This is a genomic window from Sphingobacterium sp. NPDC055346 (assembly GCF_053645235.1).
The window spans coordinates 365,922-392,910 of sequence record NZ_JBSHMI010000002.1 but is presented as its reverse complement, the minus strand read 5'-3'; the positions used below and the strand labels follow the sequence as shown (position 1 = coordinate 392,910).

At 38.2% G+C, this 26,989-nt stretch carries 26 protein-coding genes; 15 read left to right on the top strand and 11 right to left on the bottom strand.

The genetic code is table 11. The annotated features are described in order from the left end of the window. Positions 1-10: 10 nt before the first annotated feature. Genes ACWICE_RS05990 through ACWICE_RS05975 form a run of 4 tightly spaced genes read left to right on the top strand, consistent with a single transcriptional unit; the run spans position 11 to position 4,897 of the window. Positions 11-1,483 carry a RagB/SusD family nutrient uptake outer membrane protein gene (locus ACWICE_RS05990; RefSeq protein ID WP_185217875.1) on the top strand — a complete coding sequence of 491 codons (1,473 nt, stop codon included), beginning with the start codon at positions 11-13 and terminating at the stop codon, positions 1,481-1,483. Between the two features lie 12 nt (positions 1,484-1,495). Beyond that, positions 1,496-2,356, top strand: coding sequence for a substrate import-associated zinc metallohydrolase lipoprotein (locus ACWICE_RS05985; RefSeq protein WP_185211916.1), 861 nt, complete (start codon positions 1,496-1,498; stop codon positions 2,354-2,356). Beyond that, on the top strand, positions 2,353-3,618 hold the full coding sequence (locus ACWICE_RS05980; RefSeq protein ID WP_454297864.1) for a DUF4302 domain-containing protein: 1,266 nt from the start codon (positions 2,353-2,355) through the stop codon (positions 3,616-3,618). Before ACWICE_RS05985 ends, ACWICE_RS05980 begins: the two co-directional genes overlap by 4 nt. 7 nt (positions 3,619-3,625) lie before the next feature. Then, on the top strand, positions 3,626-4,897 hold the full coding sequence (locus tag ACWICE_RS05975) for a DUF4302 domain-containing protein (RefSeq protein ID WP_454297863.1): 1,272 nt from the start codon (positions 3,626-3,628) through the stop codon (positions 4,895-4,897). Between the two features lie 52 nt (positions 4,898-4,949). Here the strand turns inward: ACWICE_RS05975 and ACWICE_RS05970 are convergent, their stop codons facing one another. The 3 genes from ACWICE_RS05970 to ACWICE_RS05960 form a co-directional block, all read right to left on the bottom strand. Continuing rightward, on the bottom strand, positions 4,950-6,026 hold the full coding sequence (locus tag ACWICE_RS05970) for an acyl-CoA dehydrogenase (protein WP_454297862.1): 1,077 nt from the start codon (positions 6,024-6,026) through the stop codon (positions 4,950-4,952). Further along, on the bottom strand, positions 6,027-6,764 hold the full coding sequence (gene pnuC, locus ACWICE_RS05965; RefSeq protein WP_454297861.1) for a nicotinamide riboside transporter PnuC: 738 nt from the start codon (positions 6,762-6,764) through the stop codon (positions 6,027-6,029). A gap of 65 nt (positions 6,765-6,829) precedes the next feature. Next, complete coding sequence (locus tag ACWICE_RS05960) at positions 6,830-8,326, bottom strand: malate:quinone oxidoreductase (RefSeq protein ID WP_185211911.1); 1,497 nt, start codon at positions 8,324-8,326, stop codon at positions 6,830-6,832. A gap of 907 nt (positions 8,327-9,233) precedes the next feature. On the opposite strand from ACWICE_RS05960, the gene fabG reads away from it, so the two are divergent. Then, positions 9,234-9,977 carry a 3-oxoacyl-[acyl-carrier-protein] reductase gene (gene fabG / locus ACWICE_RS05955; protein WP_454297860.1) on the top strand — a complete coding sequence of 248 codons (744 nt, stop codon included), beginning with the start codon at positions 9,234-9,236 and terminating at the stop codon, positions 9,975-9,977. 190 nt (positions 9,978-10,167) lie between these two features. After that, positions 10,168-11,148, top strand: coding sequence for a LuxE/PaaK family acyltransferase (locus ACWICE_RS05950; RefSeq protein WP_313258125.1), 981 nt, complete (start codon positions 10,168-10,170; stop codon positions 11,146-11,148). 1 nt (position 11,149) lies between these two features. On the opposite strand, the gene ypfJ is transcribed toward ACWICE_RS05950, so the two are convergent. Then, on the bottom strand, positions 11,150-12,019 hold the full coding sequence (ypfJ, locus tag ACWICE_RS05945) for a KPN_02809 family neutral zinc metallopeptidase (RefSeq protein WP_185211908.1): 870 nt from the start codon (positions 12,017-12,019) through the stop codon (positions 11,150-11,152). A 150-nt stretch (positions 12,020-12,169) separates the two neighbouring features. Between ypfJ and ACWICE_RS05940 the strand changes: the two genes are divergently transcribed. Genes ACWICE_RS05940 through ACWICE_RS05930 form a run of 3 tightly spaced genes read left to right on the top strand, consistent with a single transcriptional unit; the run spans position 12,170 to position 13,872 of the window. Then, positions 12,170-12,745, top strand: coding sequence for a PhnA domain-containing protein (locus tag ACWICE_RS05940; RefSeq protein ID WP_254529995.1), 576 nt, complete (start codon positions 12,170-12,172; stop codon positions 12,743-12,745). A 29-nt stretch (positions 12,746-12,774) separates the two neighbouring features. Continuing rightward, complete coding sequence (locus ACWICE_RS05935) at positions 12,775-13,473, top strand: thioredoxin domain-containing protein (RefSeq protein WP_185211907.1); 699 nt, start codon at positions 12,775-12,777, stop codon at positions 13,471-13,473. A 21-nt stretch (positions 13,474-13,494) separates the two neighbouring features. Next, complete coding sequence (locus ACWICE_RS05930; RefSeq protein ID WP_185211906.1) at positions 13,495-13,872, top strand: DUF423 domain-containing protein; 378 nt, start codon at positions 13,495-13,497, stop codon at positions 13,870-13,872. A 47-nt stretch (positions 13,873-13,919) separates the two neighbouring features. Here the strand turns inward: ACWICE_RS05930 and ACWICE_RS05925 are convergent, their stop codons facing one another. From ACWICE_RS05925 to ACWICE_RS05905, 5 genes are all read right to left on the bottom strand, one after another. Then, complete coding sequence (locus tag ACWICE_RS05925) at positions 13,920-14,639, bottom strand: menaquinone biosynthetic enzyme MqnA/MqnD family protein (protein ID WP_454297859.1); 720 nt, start codon at positions 14,637-14,639, stop codon at positions 13,920-13,922. Next, positions 14,632-15,258, bottom strand: a complete 627-nt coding sequence (locus ACWICE_RS05920; protein WP_454297858.1) for a histidine phosphatase family protein — start codon at positions 15,256-15,258, stop codon at positions 14,632-14,634. Before ACWICE_RS05920 ends, ACWICE_RS05925 begins: the two co-directional genes overlap by 8 nt. Positions 15,259-15,270: 12 nt before the next feature. Further along, positions 15,271-16,470, bottom strand: coding sequence for an aminofutalosine synthase MqnE (gene mqnE, locus ACWICE_RS05915; protein ID WP_454297857.1), 1,200 nt, complete (start codon positions 16,468-16,470; stop codon positions 15,271-15,273). A gap of 61 nt (positions 16,471-16,531) precedes the next feature. Continuing rightward, positions 16,532-18,355, bottom strand: coding sequence for an ABC transporter ATP-binding protein (locus ACWICE_RS05910; protein ID WP_454297856.1), 1,824 nt, complete (start codon positions 18,353-18,355; stop codon positions 16,532-16,534). Between the two features lie 172 nt (positions 18,356-18,527). Continuing rightward, positions 18,528-19,583, bottom strand: coding sequence for a LacI family DNA-binding transcriptional regulator (locus ACWICE_RS05905; RefSeq protein WP_454297855.1), 1,056 nt, complete (start codon positions 19,581-19,583; stop codon positions 18,528-18,530). Between the two features lie 585 nt (positions 19,584-20,168). Here ACWICE_RS05905 and ACWICE_RS05900 point away from each other — a divergent pair. The 5 genes from ACWICE_RS05900 to ACWICE_RS05880 all read left to right on the top strand — a co-directional run bounded on the left by ACWICE_RS05900 (position 20,169) and on the right by ACWICE_RS05880 (position 23,692). Continuing rightward, positions 20,169-21,332, top strand: coding sequence for a pyridoxal phosphate-dependent aminotransferase (locus ACWICE_RS05900; protein WP_185217867.1), 1,164 nt, complete (start codon positions 20,169-20,171; stop codon positions 21,330-21,332). A 39-nt stretch (positions 21,333-21,371) separates the two neighbouring features. Then, on the top strand, positions 21,372-22,211 hold the full coding sequence (locus ACWICE_RS05895) for a prephenate dehydrogenase (RefSeq protein ID WP_185211899.1): 840 nt from the start codon (positions 21,372-21,374) through the stop codon (positions 22,209-22,211). Between the two features lie 6 nt (positions 22,212-22,217). Next, the gene (locus ACWICE_RS05890) at positions 22,218-22,721 is read left to right on the top strand and encodes a GNAT family N-acetyltransferase (RefSeq protein ID WP_185211898.1); all 504 of its coding nucleotides are present in this window, start codon (positions 22,218-22,220) and stop codon (positions 22,719-22,721) included. Positions 22,722-22,832: 111 nt separating this feature from the next. After that, complete coding sequence (locus tag ACWICE_RS05885; RefSeq protein WP_185211897.1) at positions 22,833-23,162, top strand: ArsR/SmtB family transcription factor; 330 nt, start codon at positions 22,833-22,835, stop codon at positions 23,160-23,162. Between the two features lie 56 nt (positions 23,163-23,218). Beyond that, positions 23,219-23,692 (top strand): DUF6428 family protein, encoded by a 474-nt coding sequence (locus tag ACWICE_RS05880; RefSeq protein ID WP_454291357.1) that lies wholly within the window; start codon positions 23,219-23,221, stop codon positions 23,690-23,692. A 21-nt stretch (positions 23,693-23,713) separates the two neighbouring features. On the opposite strand, the gene ACWICE_RS05875 is transcribed toward ACWICE_RS05880, so the two are convergent. Further along, positions 23,714-24,307 (bottom strand): LURP-one-related/scramblase family protein, encoded by a 594-nt coding sequence (locus ACWICE_RS05875; RefSeq protein ID WP_185211895.1) that lies wholly within the window; start codon positions 24,305-24,307, stop codon positions 23,714-23,716. Between the two features lie 169 nt (positions 24,308-24,476). On the opposite strand from ACWICE_RS05875, the gene ACWICE_RS05870 reads away from it, so the two are divergent. Next, entirely contained in the window at positions 24,477-26,360 is a 1,884-nt protein-coding gene (locus tag ACWICE_RS05870) for an alkaline phosphatase (protein ID WP_454297854.1), read from the top strand. Positions 26,361-26,455: 95 nt separating this feature from the next. Here the strand turns inward: ACWICE_RS05870 and ACWICE_RS05865 are convergent, their stop codons facing one another. Continuing rightward, positions 26,456-26,980, bottom strand: a complete 525-nt coding sequence (locus tag ACWICE_RS05865; RefSeq protein ID WP_454297853.1) for a hypothetical protein — start codon at positions 26,978-26,980, stop codon at positions 26,456-26,458. Positions 26,981-26,989 lie beyond the last annotated feature (9 nt).

Genomic DNA, 26,989 nt, shown 5'->3' with positions numbered 1-26,989 from the left:
GAAAACTATTATGAAAACAAATGTATTATTAACTGTCCTTTCTGCCTTTCTATTGTTGGGATGTTCTAAATTTTTGGAAACTCCACCTGATTTAAGGACAGAATTAGACTCTCCAAGTAAAATAGCTGAATTATTGACCTCTGCATATCCTAGGGGAAATTATATTCCTTTCACGGAATCAGCATCAGACAATGCGGGGGACAAAGGAATGACCAGCAGTTCAAACGTTCAAACGAATATGAACCCTTGGATGTTCATCGATGTGGAGACCAACGACTCCGATTCACCGACTTATTATTGGTACACTGCCTATAAAGCCATTAGTGCGTCAAACCATGCGCTTGAAGCTATAGAAAAAATTGGAGTAAATAAGCAAACCGCCTCCTTAAAAGGTGAAGCATTATTAACCAGAGCCTATGCGCACCATATGCTGGCTATCTTGTACTGTAAAGATTTTGAACCTGAAACCTCTGGTTCTGATCCAGGGATTCCATTTATTGATAAACCTGAAAAATTTGTACTCAATAAATATGAACGCGGAACAGTGAAGGGTCTATATGATCTCATTGAAAAAGATATTGTGGAAGGTCTTCCATTACTTGATGACAACAGATACAAAGTCAAAAAATACCATTTTACCAAAACTGCTGCCCATGCATTTGCAACTCGTTTTTATTTATTTAAACATAATTATCAAAAAGCAGTTGAACATGCAAATCTAGCTCTAGGAGAAAATCTCTCAAATTATATCAGACCCGTAAACAATAGGGCATTTGCAGCAATGGAATACATGACTTTGCAACAATGGTATTCCAGTACAGAAAACCCAACCAATCTTTTGTTAGTGGAAGCCGTGTCTTCTTGGGGTCGAGATTTAGCATTCAATAGGTTCGGTTTTACTGCTCCTATTTTGGGTGAAATCATATTTGGCGATAACATTACCACTGGACGTTTTGCATATCCTATATATGGTGGGACGGATTATTCATTGAATATCCCAAAATTTCGCGAACATTTTGTCAAAGGAAGTTTAAATGCGGCCTATGGTATTCCTTATAATATGATTCCCTTATTGACGGCTGATGAGCTCCTATTAAACCGTGCAGAAGCATATGCTCGTGTAAAAAACTACGGCAAAGCCATCGCAGACTTAAATACTTTCATCAGTCGAAAAGTATATTACAGTCCCGATCAGCCCGTTTATGAACCAAATGTCCATAATGTTAACTCCACCAGATTAAATGGTTTTTATGGAAGCTTAAATCTGGAAGAAAACATTATTAAAGCTGCTCTAGACTTCAAAAGAAGGGAATTCCTTTTTGAAGGGCTTCGCTGGTTTGATATTGTTCGACATAAAATAGTAGTAACCCATCGAACACATGATGAGAAAGAAACTTACGTCTTAGGCGCTAACAGCCCTATGCGCCTCTTTCAGCTACCGGCGGAGGTGGTACTATCAGGTGTTCAACCCAATCCAAGATAAAATCAAACTGTTATGAAACATTTAAAATACTCGATAGCCTTAATCTTATTTCTATTCTGCATATCCTGTTCTAAAGAAGAATCTTTGCCTGATGAACCTATTGTGGACTTAGGTGGTGAAAGATGGGTTAATGGTCCTTTAGATAAATTTATCTATCAAGAATTTATTAAATCCTACAATATTGAGATCAAGTACAAATGGACGCCATTTGAAATCAATTTTAATAGGACGCTAGTTCCGCCACAAGAAAAAAAAGTGATTCCTGTACTAACGGCTGTTAGGGATATCTGGATGAAACCCTATGAAAAAGTTGCTGGAAAAGAATTTCTGAAAAGATACTCTCTATCCAAGTTTATTTTGGTTGGTAGTGCGGAATACCAAAACAACGGTACTATTATTTTGGGGACTGCCGAAGGCGGAACCAAGGTCGTTTTATATGTAGTTAATGACTTTGATTTTTCAAAACCTGAGACAGTCAGTCAGATGCTCCATACCATTCACCATGAGTTTGCCCATATTCTGCATCAGAATATTCATTACCCTCAGGCATGGAGAGGCATAAGTACAGCATGGTATACGCAAACTTGGTTCAATACGCCAGAAGAAACAGCAAATGCACAGGGATTTGTGTCGAGTTATGCAAAATCTGCGGAACAGGAAGACTTCGTTGAAACTATTGCTTACTTGTTGGTGGAAGGACAAGAAAAATTCGATGCATTAGTAAAAGCCAATACTCCAGTTGAGGCGACGTTTCGCCTTAAAGAGAGCATTGTTGTCCAGTACTACAAGGAAGTTTTCAACATTGATTTCAGGGCTCTTCAAAGAGAAGTTCGAGCCGCATTCTTATCGTTAACTAAACCAACTACAAAATGAAACCAATAATTTTCTCATTGATCATGTGCTTGCTCCTAATTTCTTGTAAAAAGGAATTTGAAGGAGTGCGACCTGACGCCAAATTGAATAAATTAAAAGACGAATATGCTAAGCAATTAACAGGCTCGAAAAATGGATGGATCGGATATTTATATCCAAAAGGTGGCGGAAGTTATACTTTTAAGTTCAATTTCGACGATAAAAACAGGGTTAAAAGCTTTGCCACTATTGATAATATCAAAGCTGGCAACTCCGACGAAAGCTCTTACCGCTTAGCAGCGGATCAGGTTGTCAGTCTATATTTTGATACGTATTCTTACATACATCAGCTGTCTGACCCAGATGAACAAAAAAGTGGAGGATTAAGAGGTGGTGGTTTGATTTCTGACTTTGAATTTTCAATCATTGAAACTTCTACAGATACCATAAAATTAGTTGGAAATCATAATGAAAGCGCCTTGACTTTAGTCAGAGCCAAGGAAAATGAAGGTGACGACTATATTAGAAAAGCATTTCTCTTAAATGCAAAAGTCGAAGAAATCAACCAGTTGACAAACTATTATAAAACTGTAAAAATCAACAATAAGGATTATGGTGTGATTTTCAATACGGAAACCAACAATATTGCTTTTTATTATGAAGAGAACTCTTCTTTCAAAAGCTTTATTACAGAGTATGCCCTTACCGATAAAGGTATTTTTCTAAAGGACCCCTTAAATGCAGGTGGCTTGGCAGTGAAAGGTTTTGATAACTTCATCATCAACAAGACCAACAATAAAACAACAGCAAAATTAAATGGTACTGTAGATATTGAAATCCTTGATCAAAACAAACCAGTTTCTATCGATAAAGATGCACCAAGAAGAATGTACCTGATCAATAAAAGATATGCATCCTCTTTTGGGTTTACGATCGCTGGAAAAAAAGACGCTTTAGGTATTAGAACTTTTCCTGGCTTCAATTTCCTTCTTTATATTCCTAGAAGATACATTGATCCCCTCGATGCATTGTATATAATTTTCTTAGGTCAGTTTAATCTTGGACCATTATTCAACACCCTATATAATGATCAAGGTATTTTATCCTTTAAGGTATTTAGTGCGCTGACCGGACTGACCCCAGGTACCGAATTTGAAGAAATAGCAAGAAAACAAAATCAGATCTGGTTTGATCCTCAAGGTTTTTACGTCTTTGAAACAGGGGACGAGCAATTTGATTTTGTGAGCGTGAAAGACAGCAAAGTATGGATAAGATTTAATTAATAAAACCATGAAAAAGTATATATTATTTATGTTGTCCCTTTGCTTCATTTTCTCATGTAAGAAAGGAGACCTGAACACATTTGAAGTAATAGAAGTATGGGAAAAACCCGAAGTCAAGTTAAAGAAACTTACTGACGCAATTGCCTCACACAAAACAGGCTGGGAGTTTATCATTGAGTATGGTCCGAATCAAGTGGTCACTTATGGTTACCTTGGATTTAATTCTGAGAACTCATCTGAATTTATCAGTGATTTCTCCAAGAATTATTCAACATACGATAAAACTGATTATAAATTCGAAATCATCAAAACTAATCCTTCAATACGGTTCCCCAAAGGCAGCAAATTCTCGAACTTAGCTACAGATGCTCAATTAATCGATACATTATTTACATTTAAGGACATCAAGGCTGATACCATAATTTTAGAAGGAGAAATAAGAAAATCAATTTTGAAATTGACTAAATGTTCTCCTGAAAAATTAACTCAATTAAAAGGAAATTCCATTGATGCTGATTATGAAAAATTCAAGAAATTAACAGAAATGCCTAAATATTTCTTTTCATATAAACAGAATGGAAAAACCTTCGGCTTAGAAATTGACACCACAAAGCGTCTATTATCATTTCTTTCAGGAACCAATCAAAATCCAGTAGTTACTAAATCCAATTATTTCTTTAATGGAAGTGGAATATCACTGGTTAAGCAAGTTGATATTGAAGGGGTGAAAATTAAATTGATAGAAGGTTTAGAGCTCAAAACATCTTCGATGAGTTCCAGAAATGGCGTAGAAATTACCAATGAAAGCAAACCCCAGATTTACGACATAAAAACTGCAAAAGAATTTACGGTAGTGGCGGGAAAAAGGTTATGGTGGTTATCTACTCATGGATTTGGAAAACGAAATCAACCCGATATTGCAGGATTTCAAAAGATCCCAAATTTTACGGATTTTAATTTAGCTCCTGATTATGATTATTACGAGGAATACAAAACCTACTTCTGGTTTATGGGTCTCAATCTGAGAGGTGAAAATCCCGGTAGTTTTCACGGTCCGGTTTCACGATTCGCTGAAAATGGAATCCTCAGGTTCATACCTTTTTTGGAAGGCGCTCCTGCCACAATTCCTTCTGTTATTCAAGCAATGAATATCACAGCAAGATATATTTATAATCGAAATGGATTTTACGTCATCAAAACAGGCATTGGCTACACCTTAGTAGATGCAACGGATGGATTAACTTGGGCTTATTTCCAAGCTCCTGCCGATTTATCTTAGATTTATTTTACCAACTCCCTAGATATTATTCCTTCTAGGGAGTTGTTTTATCCTACCACACATTCAACAAACTATGCTGACTTGCCGTAAATAAATTCCTAAATACGATATTCAATTCGTTTTCCTTTTGCGCTGCTCTGATTCCCAACAAAGGCAATATCTCGGCACAATCCATACGCACATCTTTAGCAATTTCTCTGGATAATTCTCCAATTTTCAAATACAGATCCGCCTCAACTTCTTTCCCTTCACTGGCATTTTGCCATAGCTCAACAGCATAAGCCTTCACCTGGCCTAACTTCCCTTCAAATTTTGTGCGTAATTGATCCAGCTGTTTAAACCTAGTTTTACTATGTTTCTCCGCCCAATGTCTATCCTTTGACTTCTCGAAATAATACTTTTCGCACAGGTCTAAAAACCGCTTGAACATACCTACATAATTCACCAATAGGGTCAATTCTGCAAATGGCATAAAAGGAATATTAAAAAGGGTCGAATTAGATTGTTTAGCTTTTGGATCAAGAACAAAAGCATTTTCCTTGGGCACTTTCAGGTCCTGAAAGGAAAAGGAATGGCTAGCGGTACATTCCAACCCTATGGTATCCCAATCATAATGGATGAGTACATCATCCTTTGGGACCAGGAAGGAATAATATAAATTCTCGCCTGATTCATTTTTCAGTACCTCTCCATTATTAATGATTTCAGCATTGAAAGTGAAATGGGTTAAATGAGGAGCACCGGTGGCATAATTCCAATAACCAGAAACCACAAAATATTCTCCAGCATCAATTGCCTTCCCTCCGACTCTTCCGCTGCCTCCCAAACAGATCTTGGGATCAGACCAGAGGCTTTTGGCAAATTCAGGTTGTATAAAGCCTGCAAACATATTCGCACCAGCACATAAGGTTACCGTCCAGGCCAATCCGCCATCCCAATAAGCCAGCTCTTCCAATAAGTCCAAGCCTTCTGGAAAGGACATTTCCAAGCCGTTTAATGTTTTCGGAACCCAAAGATTAAACCAGTTGCTTTGGTACACAAGGTCAAGTTGCTCTTTTGTAAGCGCCTTATTCTTGATTCCTTCGGCCTGTAATTCCTTTATGATCTGAATTTGTTCTGATATCAACATTTAATTGTCTGTATTTAATTCTAATTTTTGAATTTTCATGATTCGTTTCCAATTTAGGTAACCGAAAATGGCAACTATAAATAGAAACGTGGTCAGTGCTGCGAATAGGTAAAGGTCTTTATGGATCAAAAGTGGTACGGCAAAAAGGTTACTGATATTGAGCAAGATCCAATTTTCAATTTTTCTTTTCGCCAAAAGCCACATACCAGCCCAGGCTGTGGAGGTCACCCAAGCATCCCAAATGGGCACATCGGAATTGGTAATGCTGCGAAGCAAAAAGTAAAAGATCAAGAAACCTCCAAATACGATGCTGAGAACGGTAACCCATTCTTGCTTAGTCGTATGGGTAATGGGCTGTTCCTTTGCGGTCTTATTGCTTATCCAAAACCACCAGCCATAGATACTCATGACCAAATAATAGATTTGTAAAGCAATTTCAGCATATAGCCCGGCATTGTACAGAACCAACATCCCGGTCGTAATCCCCATTATCCCAAACAGGTAATTGGATACCTTATTGTTCTTGGACAGTAGGACTTGGATAATGCCACAGATCACAGAAAACCTTTCCAACCAGGACGTTTGCTGCAATGTTTGAATAATGTTATTAATGATTTCCTCCAATTTCGCTGAATGGTATAAGCACTTATGGAGATAAGGGAAAGGATCTCTGTTTATTCCTACGCCAGCATTACCTGGATCAGGTTCATTCCGATCAAAACCGGAATTGGGTATCATCTCAGCCTAAAAATATGTCCCGTCATAAACGGGACATATTCAGCACCCCATAAGTATTGTGAATATTATTTATCGATCTGCAAAATTGCAGAGGTACGATTTCTTGTTGATTGACACAGCTCGGCGTCATCATTTAACTTCTTGCCCCAAGATGGGATCATCTCTCGCAATTTCTTACGGTAAGAATCAGATTTTGCACGGTCAGGGAAACATCTTTTCAATAAGTTGATCATGATTGCTACTGACGTTGATGCACCTGGTGAAGCGCCCAATAAGGCAGCAATGGAACCATCGGCACTGGAAACTACCTCAGTTCCGAACTCCAAGATACCACCATGTTTAGGGTCTTTTTTGATAACCTGTACACGTTGGCCAGCTTTTTCGATTTCCCAATCTTCCAATTTAGCGGTTGGCATAAATTGTTTCAGGGAATCTAATTTGTCCTGAGGTTTTTTCATCACCTCGGTAATCAAATATTTAGTCAATGGTAGGTTATCCAATCCTGCCGATAACATCGGACGGATATTGGAAAGTTTAATGGATGCCGGCAAGTCGAAATAAGATCCTTTTTTCAAGAATTTGGTCGAGAAACCTGCATAAGGACCAAACAATAGAGCTTGTTTTCCATCAATATAACGGGTATCCAAATGCGGAACCGACATCGGAGGAGCACCTACTGATGCCTTTCCATAAACCTTGGCATGGTGTTGCTTGATGATCTCTTCATTATTGCATCTCAACCATTGTCCTCCAACGGGGAAACCACCATAGCCTTTAGCTTCAGGGATTCCCGATTTCTCCAACAACAATAAAGAGTGTCCACCTGCACCGATGAAAACAAACTTAGCCAAGATTTCTCTCTTCTTGCCTGTTTTCAAATCTTTAACTTCTACTTCCCATCTACCATCATCCTCACGGTCAATATCTTTAACTTCTTGGTTCAAGGACAACTTGATATTGTCTTTTCCATCCAAGTAAGTAATCAAATCTCTGGTCAAAGCACCGAAGTTCACATCAGTACCGATATCCATTTTTGTAGCAGCAATAGCCTCATCAGCTGACCTGCCTTCCATCATCAAGGGAACCCATTCATTCAACAAAGTTTTATCCTCGGTATACTCCATACCTTTGAATAGATTTTGTTTGGTCATGGTCTCAAATCTGGTCTTCAAGAACTGCACATCTCTATCGCCAAAAACGGCCGACATATGCGGAACTCGGCGGATAAAGTGATTAGGGTTCTTGATAATATTCTTCTCTACTAGGTAAGACCAAAACTGCTTGGAAATCTCATATTGTTCAGCAATACTGATTGCCTTATCAATTTTCACACTTCCATCAGGCTGCTCTGGTGTATAGTTTAGTTCACAAAGTGCCGAGTGACCCGTACCGGCATTATTCCACGCATCTGAACTCTCTGCAGCAACAACATCCAAACGCTCGATTATCTCAATATTAATATCTGGACTCAGCTCATTAATTAACGTACCTAACGTCGCGCTCATGATGCCTCCACCAATCAGAACGACGTCAACCTCCGTTTTTTTTGTTTTCTTACCCATGGTTTTTAAATGAAATACAAAATTAATATTCGCTTTATATTATAGCGAATAAATTTGTCAGAAACATTTCAAATAATTGTGATTTTATCAATAAACACCTATTCCCTTATTCAAATCTACCATAATCCTATTTTTTTAGATTTCTGAGTGTTAAAAAGGGGTGGTTTGGGATTAGACAGGCTCACCCGCCAGAGGTTTGAACCAGGATGAAAGGGATGAGAGGATAGGCCAAGATCTGGGGAAGAACCAGGATTGAATGGATGGGAGGATAGACCAAGACCGTAAACCATTGAATGCGGTTTTAATACAAATTTGCGTAGGGATTATTGCATAGCCCGCCACATATTTTCTGCTTCATCCTAAAGAAGGAAGCCCTTTAGCCTCCGGCTCATTTCCAATGGCGGAAAAATGGAAAGAATGCCGTTGCCCTGTGCGATGGGATTGGCCTTGGAATACTTTCAAAAAATTCTCCATCTAAAGGAGAATTTTGAAGGAAGATATTCCCGACAACAAGGCGTTCTTTTCATGTGCAGATGATTGTGCGAAAAGCCATCTTAAATGAGCCGAAGCCTTTTGGTTACTTTTGGGCTTCAAAAGTAACGAAGAAAATTGGTGTCCGTGAGCTCCTTTGTCGGTTTGGTTTTGGTTACTTTTGGGCTCTAAAAGTAACGAAGAGAATGCGGTCAATCTGCAAACTTACGACAGAAACTATTCCAAAAATGGGTTATGTAGGACCGAGACCTTTCGTTCCTCAAGGTGACACTGGAAAGGTTAATGAAAAGAAGGTTTGTCCATCTTTCTTTAATTATGTCATTGAATCCTTCCTATTGCTATTCATTTTTTGTATTATGCAGTTTATTTTCCACTTTTGTGGACTTTATATTATTGAACATAAATATTTATTTATATGAAATTGTTAGCCGGAAAAACAGCCTTGATTACTGGGTCATCCAAAGGGATCGGTAGAAAAATTGCTGAAGTATTTGCCCAAAATGGAGCGAACGTTGCTTTCACCTACCTTTCTTCGGTAGAAAAAGGCCAAGCCCTAGAAAAAGAACTTGAACAATTCGGAACAAAAGTAAAAGGATACCGTTCTGACGCTTCTAAATTTGATGAAGCTGATAAATTAATCAATGATATCGTTGCTGATTTTGGAACCCTTGATATCGTCGTTAACAATGCCGGAATCACTAAAGATGGTCTATTGATGCGTATGACAGAGGAAAACTGGGACGATGTAATCAACATCAACCTGAAATCAATCTTCAACGTTTCTAAAGCTGCTTCCAAGGTGATGATGAAAAACCGCAAAGGTAGCATCATCAACATGAGTTCTGTAGTAGGTGTACAAGGAAATGCTGGACAAGCTAACTATGCAGCTTCTAAAGCAGGTATCATCGGTTTTTCTAAATCCCTTGCTAAAGAGCTGGGATCAAGAAACATCCGTACCAACGTAGTGGCTCCTGGATTTATCCGCACTGAAATGACTGATGTATTGGACCCTAAGGTTGTTGAAGGTTGGGAAGCTAATATCCCATTAAAACGTGCTGGTGAACCAGAAGATGTTGCCAATGCATGTTTGTTCCTAGCTTCAGACCTCTCTTCCTATATCACTGGACAGGTTATCCCTGTTTGTGGAGGAATGTTATAAGATCGAACGAATTTGAGTAAAATTCTTCGGGTCAAGTTCTGGTCTCATTCGAGACATATTCGGAAATTTCGGAATATGTCTCGAATAAGGTCAAAGCTTGACCCGAATTTTTTTTATCTGTTTTTTGGGATTTTTGAAATTCAACAGTATTAAAAAAACATTTAATATTTGTTGTCGTATATTTGCAGCAATGGAAATTTCGGACAAAATATTCACTATTCAAAATGAAATAGACTTTAACAATTGTGCTGTTGAAATCTTTAGATTCCAAGCCAAGAACAATCTAGTCTATCAGCAATTTCTGGATATTTTAAAAGTGAATCCAGAAGCAATACAGCATTACCGTGAAATCCCTTTTCTCCCTATCCAATTCTTTAAATCGCAGGAAGTAATCATAGAAGGTTTGGAACCGGAAGTGACCTTCTCTTCCTCAGGTACAACAGGTATGATTACCAGCAAACATCTTGTCGCAAAGGGTGATTTGTATGTGAAAAGTTTCAGGAGAGCTTTCGAGCAATTTTATGGTAAGATCGAAGGCATCGCCATAGTAGCCTTATTGCCCTCCTATTTAGAGCGTTCAGGATCATCCCTGATCTATATGGTAGACGACCTCATTAACCGATCTAATCAACCCGAAAGTGGTTATTTCCTATACAACCATGAGGATCTGCAACGAACATTGAACAAACTCAAGGAGTCGGGGACCAAGACTGTCCTATTCGGAGTGACATATGCCCTATTGGATTTCATTGAGCAATACCGAATTGATTTCCCGGACTTGATTGTGATGGAAACAGGTGGGATGAAGGGCAAGAGAAAGGAAATGATCCGTGAGGAATTGCATCAGATATTATGTGAGGGGTTTAATGTGAAGAGCATACATTCTGAATATGGCATGACCGAATTGCTTTCTCAAGGCTATTCTGATGGTGAAGGTTTATTCCATACCCCAAACTGGATGAAAATCTTGATACGTGACACCAATGATCCCCTGTCTTTATTGGACAATAAAAAAACAGGAGCAATAAATGTCATTGATTTAGCCAATTATTATTCCTGTTCCTTTATAGCTACACAAGACCTTGGAAAGTTCCATGCAGATGGATCCTTTGAAATCTTGGGTAGGTTTGACAACTCGGATATCCGAGGTTGCAATCTTTTAGTTCAGTAGCTTATTGCAAGCTTGGATCTTCAAAGGTGTTACCAGCATTGATATCGCCGGTATCATATCCTTTTTTGAACCAGTACATACGTTGTTCTGATGAACCGTGTGTAAATGATTCTGGATTAGATTGTCCATACGCTTGTTCTTGGATATGGTCATCACCTACAGCTGCTGCTGCACGCATTCCTTCAACGATATCATCATAAGTGATCTCTACATCGGTAGATTTATTTAAGTGATGTGCCCATACTCCAGCATAAAAATCAGCTTGCAGTTCGGTCATCACCGAGATTTTATTGTTTTCACGTTCGCTCAATTTTGCTCGCATGGCATTGGTTTGCGATAGAACTCCAAAAATATTTTGGATATGATGACCTACCTCATGCGCAATAACATAAGCTAAAGCAAATTCACCTTTTGCACCATATTTTTGAGATAGTTCACGGTTAAAGCTGAGGTCAAGATATACTTTTTGGTCACCAGGACAGTAAAAAGGTCCATAAGCTGATCGACCAACTCCACAACCACCAGTTTCGGTACCTTCGGTGTACACCACCATGGTTGGTTTGGGATATGATTTTCCATTTTCCTGAAAAATCTTGCCCCATACATCATCAGTACTGGCCAAAACTACATCAGCAAAATCCATTAATTTATCTTCTTCAGGTGTAGATTGATATTCACCCTGTTCATTGACTGTCCCTTGTTGCCCTGATCCTTGCATCTGGTTCAATAAATCATTAGGATCACCGCCCATTAAGAAGCCGATAATCAAAACGATAACACCTCCTATTCCCCCAAGAGTCATTTTCTGTCCACCGGACATCCCTCTACGATCTTCGATATTTCCGCCGCGGCGGCCGCCTTGCCATTTCATAAATATTTCTTTATTTAATTTTAGTTTGTTTTGGTTACACTACAAATTCTTTGCCATAGGTATTATCAGGTGATAATATTGGTTAAAGGTACAATTCATTCCCCTCATTTAAAATGCTTATCTTTGAAATCATTATATATTACCAAACATATGTTATTAGACGATCTGAAAAATAGAAGTGAGAGTCAATGCGAATTATGTCGCTCATCCGAAAACCTGGACATTTACGAAGTCCCTCCTGCTTCCAACCCTTCTTTAGATAACAGCATTTTGATATGTTCTGTTTGCAGAGCACAGATAGAAAAAACCGAACAGATTGATCCGGAACACTGGAAAGTCCTTGGAGATACCATGTGGTCAGAGCATTTGCCAGTTCAAGTTGTGGCTTGGAGAATGTTGAGCAGATTGAGAAATGAAGCCTGGGCAGCCAATAATTTAGATATCCTTTATTTAGATGATGAAACTCTAGAATGGGCTAAGAAAACTGGAGACCATGAAGCTGAAGCAACCGTAGAATTTCATCAGGATTCAAATGGCACCCGTTTGTTTGAAGGTGATACCGTGGTGCTTATCAAGACATTGGACGTAAAAGGTTCAAGCATTTCAGCGAAATTGGGTACCGTAGTTAAGAATATTAGACTTGTTCCTGACAATACCGAACAGATTGAAGGTAAGATTGAAGGGCAAACAATCGTTATATTAACAAAGTACCTGCGTAAAGGCTAAGCTTTTAGGCAGAAAGAAAAACATAGAACATGAAAAAATTATTATTCACCGCATTGATTGGGCTTGCCTGTTTACAGGTAAATGCGCAAGAAAAAATTGATGCAAAAAAAATGGAAGAGGTCATAGCAAAACCTCAAACCCAATTATTGGATGTGCGCACTGCTGCTGAATATGCCGGCGGACATATTCCAAATTCAGTAAATGTGGATTGGAACGAAAAAGAAAACTTCAAGGAGTCCATCAAAACGTTAGACAAAAATGAACCTGTTTATGTGTATTGCCTAGGTGGTGGAAGAAGCAAACAAGCTGCGGCATTACTGACTGAAAATGGTTTTAAGGTATATGACTATTCAGGTGGCATGATGGATTGGAGAAGTGCAGAAAAACCTGAGATTAAACCTGACAACGCTAAGGAAAGCAAAGGCTTAAGCACTGAAGATTTTGATAAGATCATCAATTCATCTGATCTGGTTTTGGTTAATTTTTCTGCTGTATGGTGCGCTCCTTGCCAAGAGTTGAAACCTACCATTGAAAAGATTGAAAAGGAACAGGCCGGAAAAGTTAAGGTGGTGAGGATAGATGCAGACCAGAACAAGGAACTGATGAAAGTTTTAAATGTCCGTGGCATCCCTCAACTATTACTTTTCAAAAAAGGTGAAGAAGCTTGGAATAAATCAGGCGTTGCAACCGAAGACGAAATACTAGCACAGATCAAAAAAGCGAAATAAAGAATCAAAAATTAGAAAAAGGTGAACCAAACTGTATTAATATCCGGAGCTGTCCTAGGAATTCTTTCCATTGTGCTTGGAGCATTTGGTGCTCATGCCCTAAAGAAGGTGTTATCTGAAGAAAGATTAAGTTCCTTTGAAGTTGGAGTCCGCTACCAAATGTATGCTGCCATTACTTTGCTGATCATTGGTTTTCATCTTGATTTCTCCAGTTCTATTGAAAACTGGGCATATTATGGTCTGTTTTGGGGATGTATCCTGTTTTCAGGAAGCATCTATATCTTGAGCTTTAAGGACCTTTTAAAATTCAACATGAAATTTATTGGACCTATCACCCCTTTGGGCGGTCTGTTGATGATCGTTGGTTGGCTAATGCTCCTAATTTCTTTTATGAACTAGAAACTGAAAAAATAAAAAAATCCCCGAAAAATTTTCGGGGATTTTTTTTATAGTTCTTTATACCACTTCAAATACATTTCAATGGCTTTTTTCTTGTCATCATCCAAATGATAATTCAAATTCTCATTTAGATATTTATGGTAATCAAAATTTGGGAAAATCGGTAAACCAGGAATGACATCATCGGGTCTGGAAACTCCATCAGCTAATGCAGCGTTGAATTTTTCCTCAAAACTATCAGGTAATTTCTTATTCGACACCCAGACGGCGTATGCGAATGGCAAGCCTGTCAACTCTTTCCAATAATGCCCCATATCATAGGCATATGGAACCTGCTCTTTTTTACCAAAGGTTCTGTCCCCGATCAAAACATAGGCATCAGCCGCTCCTTCCGTGACAATTTCCACATCTCTCTTCCAGTAATGCTTCAAGAGGATTCTGGCTAGACCATTTGAGGTCCTTGATTGCTTATCCAATAGCAGGGTATTGATTTCCTCAATAGGTTTCGTGGAGAAGATAAAAACTGAATCAACATAATCGGTTGAACCAATACAGTAATCACCGATATAATGGTATTCCTTTAGGTCGGTTAAGGCGGCAGTGGGAATAATACCCATATCAGATTCACCGGCAATAACCTTACGAGCACATTCTGACGGATAATCTACAGAAAGCTCAATATCGTTCATTACATCTGAATTTCTTATTCCTTGCAAAAAGGGCAATGTATTGGTATAAGAAACTGCAGATATTCTAATCTTATTCATTTAACAAACCTTCTAAATGTTTTGTGTTGTAATAATCAACAATAGAAAAACTGTTGTTTTCATACTCTAGTTTATATAGAGCAGTATTAGTGTGTGGAAAGTCATCCATTTTACATACAGGAACCTCCGTCAGATGGCAGAGCATAATCCTCATCGCTCGGCCATGCATGCAGACTAAGATAGTTTCTTCCTCTTGCTGTTCAAGCATGTAATCAACAGCTTCTTTCTGTCTATTGACAAGGGCATTTGGAGATTCCCCGTTTTCAATAGCAAGATCCAGATCATTGTTTTTCCAAGAAGTAACCACTTTATCAAATCCCGAAAGGATATCTTCCGTTTGCTCCTGACCTTCATAGATTCCCCAACTGATTTCATCCAAGCCCATCAATTGCTCCATAGGAACTCCATCTTTAAGGAATGGGGAAACCGTCTGGTGGGTCCTCAATAAGGTTGAGGTATAAATCTTGTCAAAAGGGACGCTTTTATAGGCATCATAGAAAGCTTGGGCCTGCTTAAATCCATTGTCATTCAATGGACTGTCCACACCTCTACCTTGCACAATACCTTTTAAATTTAAATCGGTTTGACCGTGACGTATAAAATAAAATGTTTTCTTCAATTTAGCTCCGACTTATGAATTTACGACAGGCAAAGAATAATATTGTTTCTTTGGATTGGTTTCTTCAAATACAAAATCTTTATAATCTGTGACCACATTATAAAGGGTATCACGTTCAATCGGATGACGACCAACATTCTTGATCAATTCAACCAGTTCTTTCGTACTCATCGCAGGGGTCTGTTCTTCTGCACCTGCCATACTATAGATCTTGGTGGTATCATCCAATGTGCCATCGATATCATCTACTCCAAAACTTAGGGCCATCTGAGCCGTATTTCGAGAGATCATCGCCCAATACGCTTTGATATGGGCAAAATTATCCAGATAAATCCTCGCTATGGCATAATTCCTCAAATCTTCAATAACGGATACCTCAGGGACATGGTCCATTTGGTTATCCTTGTTTCTGAATTTCAATGGAATGAAAGTTTGGAATCCCCCTGTTTTGTCCTGCAATTCCCTTAAGCGTTCCATATGGTCTACACGGTGCCAGTATTCTTCGATATGGCCATATAGCATGGTTGCATTAGTATGCATTCCTAATTTATGTGCCTGCTCATGGATATCCAGCCATTGTTCTGCATTACATTTATCGTCCGCGATCTTCTCCCGTACTTCTGGATGAAAGATCTCAGCACCACCACCCGGCATGGAATCCAAACCACAGGATTGCATGAACTTCATGCCCTCATAATGGCTCAATTTTGCTTTCTTGAAAATGTAGTAATATTCTACAGGGGTCAGACCTTTGATATGCAGGTCAGGACGATGCTCCTTGCAACGTCTAAAAAACTCAGCATAAAACTCAAGGTTTTGTTTAGGGACAACTCCCCCAGTGATATGGACTTCGGTTACAGGCTCGCCATCGTATTTTTTCACGATGTCCATCATACCATCAACATCCATTTCCCAACCTTCTGTCCTGTTCTTGATCAATCTCGAATAGGAACAAAATTTACAGTCATATACGCAGACGTTAGTTGGTTCAATATGGAAATTACGGTTAAAGTAGGTGTAATCTCCGTGCTTTTTCTCTCTGATATAATTTGCTAATACGCCTAAATATCCTAATTCTGCGTTTTCATATAGGTATACACCTTCTTCAAATGTAATACGCTCGCTATTAAGTACCTTCTCTGCAATTAGCTTTAATTCATTCGATAAATTTTTGTCGTTCAATAAAAACGATAATTTTTCTGTTGCTTCCATTTCGCAGTCCTTACTATACAAATGTAGGAAAACATACCCGAAAAAGCTAAATTTTGGAGGTCTAAGCTTCTACAAATTGTTGCATATCAATCAGGCGTTTGTAAAGACCATTTTGAGCGATCAAGTTCAAATGCGAACCGACTTCAACAATTCGACCAGCTTCCAAGACGATAATTTTATCTGCATTTTGAATGGTACTCAAACGGTGCGCAATAACAACGGTTGTCCTATTCTCCATAAGTTTGTACAGGGAATCCTGCACAAGGCGTTCTGATTCGGTATCTAAAGCAGAAGTTGCCTCATCCAATAACATGATTGGAGGGTTTTTCAAAACTGCTCTGGCAATACAGATACGCTGACGCTGTCCACCGGAAAGCTTGGATCCACGGTCACCGATATTGGTTTGGTAGCCTGCTTCGGTACCCATGATGAAATCATGAGCATTGGCAATCTTCGCTGCTTGGATTACCTGTTCTTCCGTTGCTTCTGCATTCGCAAAAGCTATATTATTGAATATCGTATCATTGAACAAGATCGACTCTTGATTAACCACGCCGATTATTCTTCTTAGGGAATCTTGTTTTAGATCCCTGACATCGATTCCGTCTATCAATATTGCCCCCTGCGTAGCATCCATAAATCGAGGGATTAAATCTACCAAAGTTGATTTCCCTCCACCCGAAGGTCCCACGAGCGCTACGGTTTCACCCTTATTGATGGTTAGGTTAATATCTTGCAAGACTTGTGTTTCCTCATAAGCAAAGAAGACATTATTGAATTCAATCTTGCTATCAAAACGTTCGATATCCAAGGCATTCGGTTTATCTGCTACTTGATTTTTCTCATCGATAAGCTGCAATACACGTTCACCCGCAGCAATACCGTTATGAATATTGCTAAATGCATCGGTCAGTGCTTTTGCTGGGCGCATCACTTGAGAGAAAATGGCAATATAAGCGATGAATTCAGAGGCTTCCAAATCACCTTGACCACTTAAAACAAGATGCCCGCCGTAAAGCAAGATTACCGCGACCATAGCCACGCCCAACAATTCAGATACTGGAGATCCCATCTGTTGACGGCGTACCATCCTACGGTTGATCTTTGCGTATTCATCATTCTCCCAATTGAACCTTCCTTTAATGAATTCAACAGCATTGAATGATTTAATGATTTTTATACCGGATAAAGCTTCTTCCAATAAGGTAATCATATTGGCATAGATCTTTTGCCCCTGTTGGGCCTGATGCTTTAGGGTTTTAACGATCTTGGAAATAAAAAAGGCCGATACCGGAATGACCAATAAAGAAAAAACCGTCAGTTTTGCAGAAATCAGGAACAGCATGACCAAATAAGCAATCAATTGCAAGGGCTCCTTGAAAGCAACCTGTAAAGTTCCCGTAACGGAGAACTGAACAACCTGTACATCGGAAGCAATCTTGGAAATGATGTCACCTTTGCGTTGATTGGAAAAATAACCAAGGTGAAGGTTCATGACATTGTTAAAAACCGATTTTCTCAGATTTAACAAGGTATGTATCCTAAGGTTCTCCATAATCCTTTGAGAAAGGTACCTGAAAAGATTACTGATAAATACAGAAGCTACTATGACGATACAGACATATTTCAAGGCATTGTATGGTCCTAAACGGTAGTTAAGGTCATAGGCAAAGTAATTGAAATAACCCATCACATCAAAGCCTTCAGGCTTGGCCATAGGTTCGATTACGGCATCTTGGGAATTAAATAAAGTATGTAATAGCGGTGCTAATAATGCTAAATTCAAGGTGCTGAACACCACCATTATCAAAGTACATATGATATAAGGAATAGCATATTTTTCTATGGGTTTCGCGAACGAGAGCAGTCTAAAGTATGTCTTCATGCAGATTACTAAGATTACAAATGTAATAAAAATTGTAATCTAAGCTGATTTTCGATCCTGATGGCATTGAATTGTTGCAAATAAATGTCAAAATCCAACCTATAAAGAACTTGGAACCCAAGCATCAAAATCACAATTAAATGGTTTTATATTCTTGACTGATTAATAAGATTTAGTTTTCATAATATTGATAGTTTTCCCGGGTAACAATATCAATCGGCATATATTGCAACTTAACAACCTTTCTTTTTGCAATAAAGAACTCATACAAGGCAAGAAAAGCCTTATAACCCTGTTCCAAAGGTTTCTGGCAGATCAAGAAATCAATGATGCCATCTTTCAGGAATTCAATGTTCTTGCTATGATAGCCATTGCCAACTAATTTGATATGATCTAGACCGCGATTTTTTAGGTAACTCGCAACAATATAGGCTCTTGAATTCGTCACATAGATAAGTTTAGGGTTTTTATTCAGCAAATAATCATCCATGAAAACGGAGAATTCATCATTTTCGTTTATTTCGATGTTAAAGCTGTCAATGGAGCAATTATAATGGCTGTCCAGAAAATATTGCTCGAATCCCCTGATCTTTTCTTCCAAATGCTGGATCGAATCTTTCTCCCTGACCACATTGACCACTAAAATCTCATCTTTGGGTTGAATAAGGTACTGGCATAAATGCCCTACTACCCTTCCTGACTGTTCAAGGTCTTGCCAGATATAGCTTAAGGGATGGACTTTAGGGACCTGAGATTCAATAAAGACAAACTGAATCCGCCTTTCTATACATTTTGCAGCAAACTCCCTTGTTTCGTTGATAAAAATGGGAACCACAATAACACCGTCTATATGTTTATTTAATAGCTCTTCACTTTGTTCTATGAAACTCAAACGGTCTTCTGTATCGAAGAAATAATAACGTAAATCCACTCCGAAATCACCAAATTCAGAAAGGGCTTCCTTAATACCTGAAACAGGTGCATTCCATTGATCTGCCTCTGAGCATTCCTTGGGAATCAGGATACCAAATTTATACACTCTTTTGGACGCCAACCTTTTTGCAAGGATATTTGGTTTATAATCCATTTCCTTGATTATGGACAATATCTTTTCCTTAGTTTTTTGCGCTACGCCAGTTCGATTATGGAGGACTCTATCGACTGTGGCTATGGATACATTTGCTCTTCGAGCAATCTCTTTTACACCAGATAATTCAGACACTTTCATGCGTCTTGATAATTAAAGAAAATTTTTTACTCTTTGTTGTGTTACACTATCATTTAAACGAAAATACACTTTTAAATCTTTAATTATTATTTTCTTTAAAATTAATTTTACATGAACAGGTTTTTACATAGTAAAATCGTGGGTAAGACGACACTTAACAAAAATAATTGGTTAATCTTTGTAGCTTAAGTAAACATTAAAAAATGCTTTAGTGATACCCTAATGGGTAAAAATGGAATTCAAACCAAATCAAACATCATTTAAAAAGCTATACCGTAAATAAATCGATATTTCATCCTAAACCGCTAAACTAACTGACTTTATTTTAGTTAAAATTTTTAATCAAGCAGGCATTTTCCTATTAATTATTTTTGAGCAAAATAATTGCACTCTGTTAAGGTCAGATTTTAAAGGATTTGGGTATTTAATAAAATTAAAAAAGGTTAAAAAAAAGTGGATGTTTAAATTACTGTTGATTTTATTGAAAATCGGTCATTAATTATTCAAAAAGTAGGTTTATTATTTATCATAATTGAAATAAAACCATTAAGATTTTATAATTTTATCGCCAAATTAAAATAAATAATGGAAATAGAAGTAGCGAAACGACTTCAACGAACTGAAGAATACTACTTTTCGAAGAAGTTGAGAGAGATCGATGAGATGAACAGGAACGGTGCGCAGGTGATTAACCTTGGCATCGGCAGCCCTGACTTGCCTCCTCATCCCGAAGTGATCAAAACGCTTCAGGAGCAGGCAGCATTATCAACCGCTCATGGTTATCAAAGTTATAAAGGCGCTCCTGCCCTTAGAACTGCCATGGCAGATTGGTATGCTCGATATTATCGCGTTTCACTAAATCCTAATACTGAAATCCTTCCATTAATTGGTTCGAAGGAAGGGATCGTCCATATCTGTATGACCTACCTTCAAGAAGGTGATGAAGCCTTGATTCCGAATCCTGGATATCCGGCATATTCAAGTGCGGTAACCATTACCGGAGCTACTCCAGTTACCTATAACTTGAAGGCTGAAAATTCTTGGCTTCCTGATTTTGAGGAACTCGAATCTAGGGATCTAAGTAAGGTGAAATTAATGTGGATCAATTACCCGCATATGCCTACTGGTTCATTGGCCAACCGTTCTTTCTTTGAAAGGATCGTTGAGTTTGGGAAGAAACACCAGATCCTGATCTGCCATGACAATCCATATAGTTTTATCCTGAATGAGCATCCCGAAAGCATCATGGAAGTTCCCGGTGCAATGGATGTAGCCATTGAGCTAAACTCCCTGAGTAAATCTTCCAATATGGCAGGATGGCGAATTGGGATGTTAATCGCTAATGAAAACAGGATCGGTCAGATCATGAGGTTCAAAAGCAATATGGATTCTGGTATGTTTTTACCGCTTCAATTGGCCGCAGCAAAAGCCTTGAGCTTAGATAAAGAATGGTATACCCAGCTGAATCAGGAATATAAGATTAGGAGAGAAAAAGTTTTTGAAATCATGGATCTATTAGGTTGTACTTATGATACCAATCAAGTAGGGTTATTTGTATGGGCCAAGATTCCGGAAGGTTTTGAGAATTCCTTTCAACTTTGTGATGATGTCCTATATAAGGCGCATGTATTTATTACTCCTGGAGGAATATTTGGTTCTGAAGGGGAAAAATTCATCCGTATCAGCCTTTGTGCAAAAAGCGAAGTCTTTGAGAACGCTATCGACCGAATCAAGAAAGCGATCGATTAGATCCTAAACCATTTTTTAAAAATTTGAATAATATTTGAAATGAATATAGCAATTGTCGGAATAGGTTTGATCGGTGGTTCCATCGGTATCCGACTTAAAGAAACCAAACTCTTCGAAAAGATTATCGGAGTAGAAAAAAGCGAAGTAAATCAAAAGAAGGCTCTTCAATTAGGTCTGGTAGATGAAATCCAAACCTTAGAGGAAGCATTGAAGTCCTGTAAAGTCATTGTCCTTACTATTCCTGTAGATGCCATCATGGTCTTGTTGCCAAAATTATTGGATATTGCGACAGATCAGGTCATCATCGATATGGGATCTACCAAGTCTAATATCCTGAACCTCATCAAGGATCATCCAAACCGCGGTAGATATGTAGCTGCCCATCCAATGGCCGGTACAGAGTATTCTGGTCCCGAAGCAGCAATCCCTAATTTGTTTAAGGATAAAATGATGGTCTATGTAGAAGCATTCCGCTCGGATGAGGATGCATTTGAATTGGCAGACTCCGTAACGGAGCAGCTGGAAATGAAAACCTCTTTTATGACGGCAGAGGAACATGATATGCATACAGCCTATGTTTCGCATATTTCCCACTTGACTTCTTTTGCATTGGCCCTTACCGTTCTGGAAAAGGAAAAATCTCAGGGAAGGATCTTTGAATTGGCGGGTTCAGGTTTTCAATCGACCGTCCGTCTGGCAAAATCATCTCCCGATATGTGGACCCCAATCTTCAAGCAGAACAGAAATAATGTTTTGGAAGTATTGGAGGAGCACATCAAACAACTGCAACATATCTACGAAAAGATTGAAAAAGAAGATTACGATGCAGTACATAAATGGATTAAGAAATCCAATAAAATTAAACGTATCATTAAATAATAGCTTATGTTGGAAAGAAAAACCTTAAGCAACGATTTGGTAAAATTGATCCCCATGATCAAAAATGATTTTGAATGGGTATTTGCAGCTGCGTCAGATCCAGAAATCTGGGCTCAACATCCTGACAGCAATCGCTATACACCGGTGGGTTTTACCAGATATTTTCAAAAACTGATTGATACTGATATCCCCTACTTGATAATTGACAGCAAAACTGAACAGGTTATTGGTGCCACTTCATTCTATCATTATGATAGAAATGAAAAGTCAATAGCTATCGGTTATACCTTCCTTGCCAAAGAATATTGGGGTGGAGCATACAACCAGTCCGTAAAAAACTTGATGATGGATTTTGCCTTTGAAAAATTGGATAAGGTAATCTTCCATGTTGCCTCAGAAAACACACGTTCTCAAAAGGCATTGGAAAAAATCAATGCGGTAAAAGAGAATGAATTTGATGAAAATGGTAGTTTGAAATTCACATACGCCATTTACAAAAACAATAGATAAGAAAATTATCTAACTGTATTTCAATCCCTTACGTATTACAGTAAGGGATTTTTTTATTCAAATTTGATTTAAAAAACATTATATCGTAATATTGCGATACAAAGAATTGCTATGGGAATTACTAAGAGTGAGATCTTTACCGAGGAACAGAACAAATTGGCCAATTACTTCAAGGTATTAGGCCATCCTGCCAGGATTGCTATTCTACAGCATATCGTAAAGCAAAGAGGCTGTATCTGCAATGATTTAGTGGATGAACTAGGCTTGGCGCAAGCCACTATTTCCCAACACTTGAAGGAACTTAAAAGTGTTGATATCATCCAAGGAAGCATTGAAGGCAAGAGTGTTTGCTATTGTATCAATGAAACGGTATGGAATGAACTCCAGGAAGAAATCCATCATTTCTTTGAAAAACCATTTAAAAATGAAAAATGCTGTTAGCATTTTTTTACCCTTAAGCATCGCAATATTACGATATATAGATTAAAACTAATACCATGAAACTATCAGAAATAAAAGAAATCCTTCCCACATTGGACAATGTGGAGTTTCAACTGGAAAACGGAACCCAGGTTCCCGAACATTTTCATGTTACGGAAATAGGAAGTATCCTTAAGAATTTTATAGACTGCGGTGGAACAATCCGCAAGGAGAAGGTCGTGAATTTCCAATTATGGAGTGCCGATGATTTTGAGCATAGACTAAAACCGGGAAAATTATTGGACATCATAAAATTATCAGAAGATAAGCTACAAATTGAGGATGGAGAGATTGAAGTAGAATACCAGGCAGATACTATTGGAAAATATGATCTGGAATTCAATGGCAAACAGTTTCTCCTAAAGAACAAAAAAACTGCTTGTTTGGCGGAAGATTCTTGTGGGATTCCTCCCAAAAAGCAAAAGCTGAATTTGGCAGACCTGAATGTAATCGAAGGTTCTTGCTGTGTTCCAGGTTCAGGTTGCTGTTAAATATAAAAGAAGGAATGGTAGTTAGCCATTCCTTCTTTCTATCAAGACCATCAGCATTAGACTGAGGACAAAACGCTCATCATCGACTTCACGCTGGGTTAATTTATTAACTGTAAACTTTCGACCAAAGAAGGAAGGTTCCTTAATAATTTCAAAAACGGGTTCTTCCTGATCATTTCGAAGGATATACGCAGGGTTAAAGATATAACCTGATAATATCCCTATCAATGGGAGCTCGCCAAAAAGCCCATCCCAAAACTTCACCCAAGGGTTCTTTTCCTTAATGGTATGGTCTTGAACATCGTTTGAATCCATTAAATTGAATGTAGACCTCCATAAAGATTTTATAGACTTCCTCCTCACCTTTCCGATCAATTTTCCAGTGCGATCTGTAATCGTAAATGTTTGCTGAAAGTCTATGAGTTTATTGGACCGAAGCTCATAAAGCAATTCTGCCTTACTTTCATCCCTATAGACCATGATAATGTCACGCCAAGAGAATATCTTTTCACGGACATAGTAGATACTGTTTCCATTGGCATCCTTTGCCGAAAAATCATTCGCAAGGCTCGTAACACGAAACTGGAAATGTAAAGGATATTGTAGGTCTTTCATGAAATAAAAATAGAGAATAGAATTGACATTTGGATGAAAGGACTTGATAGACTTTACAATGAGGTAACGGTAGTATAACACAACAATAATAGGTCCATCCTAATTTTGCTAAATCATTTATTCTTAACTTTAAAACAAACACCTAAAACCATAATATTAAGTCATTATAATGAATCGAATTAAATATTATCTGAGCCTAGCATTTTTTTGCAGTTTATCTTTCAATACCTTTTCTCAGGTCAAGCCCATTGGATTTTTGGCTAATGCTCATTCGCATAACGACTACACACGTAATAATCCCTTTAACCAGGCCTATGGCCTAGGTTTTGGGTCTATTGAGGCAGATTTATTCCTAAAAGACGGAGAACTATATGTTGCTCATGATCCTGAAGACATCACCAAAGAAAGAACTTTTAGCAAGCTGTACCTAGAGCCAATACTCGAAGCATTTAAGCATAGCTCGGATGGATACCTCTTTCCTAACAAAGGGCAATTGCAACTCTTAATTGATCCAAAAACCGAGGGTGCTCCAATTTTAGAGCATCTGACCAAGTTGTTGAAACCGCATCGAGACCTCTTTGACAGCAAAAACAATCCTAAGGCAGTCAAGTTGGTTATAAGTGGAAACCGTCCTAAGCCTGCAGATTTTCATAAATATGATGAAATCTTCTATTTCGATGGGACGTTAAATGAGAAGTTCAACCAACAAGAGTTGGAAAGAATAGGGCTTATAAGTGCAAGTTTTGGCTCTTTATCCAAATGGAATGGCCTCGGCAGATTAACGGACAAGGATTTACAAAAAGTAAAAACTAAAGTAGATTCTGTTCATAACCTAGGAAAGAAAATTCGTTTTTGGGCAGCTCCTGATACTAAAACCACTTGGTATGAATGGCAAAAAATAGGGATTGATTTCATCAATACAGACAAACCTTTTGAGTTAAGTGAATTCTTGATCAATGAGCCAAAAACAGTTTATCAAGAGAACTCTACCTACATCCCCTATCAGATTAAAGAGAAATTCAAAACTGGATTAAAACCGAAAAACATTATTCTATTGATCAGTGACGGTGCCGGACTATCGCAGCTTTGGGCTTCTGCCATGGCTAACAGAGGAAATCTGAATGTACTAAATATGCCCTATACCGGTTATCTAAAGACACAACCCACTGATAACTACCATACCGATTCTGCCGCTGGAGGCAGCGCAATTGCCACTGGCCATAAGACCAAGAACCGTTATATCGGAGTCGATAGCTTGGGAAATAAAGTGGATAACCTACCTGACAGGTTGAACACGTTAGGTATGAGGACAGGTGTTGTGTCCAATGATGAAATCACTGGAGCTACCCCTTCTGCTTTTTTCACTCATGTCAATGAAAGAGATCTTTCTGACAGTATTGCTAACGACATTTTATTTAGCAAAATAAACTTATTCATCGGCGGTCCTAACCAATCCTTCAGTAAAAATGATAGTTCACTCATTAAGAAATTAAAATCTAAAGGTATAGAAATTGGCACCTCCTTGGAAACCGTTCAAAAAAGTTCTGCTAAGCAACTTTTAGTTTTTCAAGAAGACCAAGTTGACCATAAATGGAATAAACTGGATAAAGAGCAATCGGAAATCAAAACATCCTATCGCTTTATTGAACATGCCTTGAAACCCTCCATTGATTTCCTGAAAAGAGGAAATGACAAAGGATTTTTCCTAATGATTGAAGGCGCGAAAATAGACGGTGGTGGTCATAGCAACTCTACTGGTTTTTCTATAACGGAATATCTGAGTTTTGATAGATTAGTCGGTCAAGCATTGGAATTTGCGGAACAGGATAAAGAAACTTTGGTCATCGTGACTTCTGATCATGAAACTGGTGGAATGATTGTGCTTGATGCGGATCCTAAATCTGGTAGGGTCCTGGCGAGCTTTGCTACAAATGACCATACGGGTACTCCAGTTCCCTTAATGGCGTTTGGACCCGCTGCAGAACGCTTTCAAGGATTTTTGGACAATACAGATATCGCGAAGATTATTTATGAATTAAAAGGCCTAAAATAGCCAATCTAGCTACCTAGAATAAATAAAGGCTAGTTTTCCCCGTATCGGAAGACTAGCCTTTATTATTATTTCTTTATGGGTCTAAATCAAATGGATCAATATTTCCACTTCAATTTATCGAATACTTTTGACCACATCCAAATGGGGCCAATCGTCAATAGATTCAAGAAGGAAGCATTTCCTTTTTTCACCTTATTGCTGGTTAAGAACAGTCCAATTAGTCCAATTAATGCAATAATACTGCACACTAAGATGACCGTTGGCCCACCATCTCGTTCAACATATTCCAGTTGGACGATGAAATAACTCATGATCCCAATCGTGAATAGCACGGCATAAGAAAGGGTCGGTGCCAATTTCAAATAACAGTAGATAACTATTGCTATGAAAAATGACCCCCAGTTCAAGAACGTATGGGCATTCATCTTAACCAAAAATTCTAATTGAGGAAAAGGGATCATCCATATCAATCCCATGATTCCAAAGAAGGCCAAAAAAATAAATATGGCATATAAGGCAAAGTTTCCTGTTCCATATGTTTGATCCAATTCGTAAAAATGTTTCTCTACAGGTCTGGAAAATTCTACCTTTTTATTGGTTTCATGAGCCTTTTTCTTCATGCCTGCAAA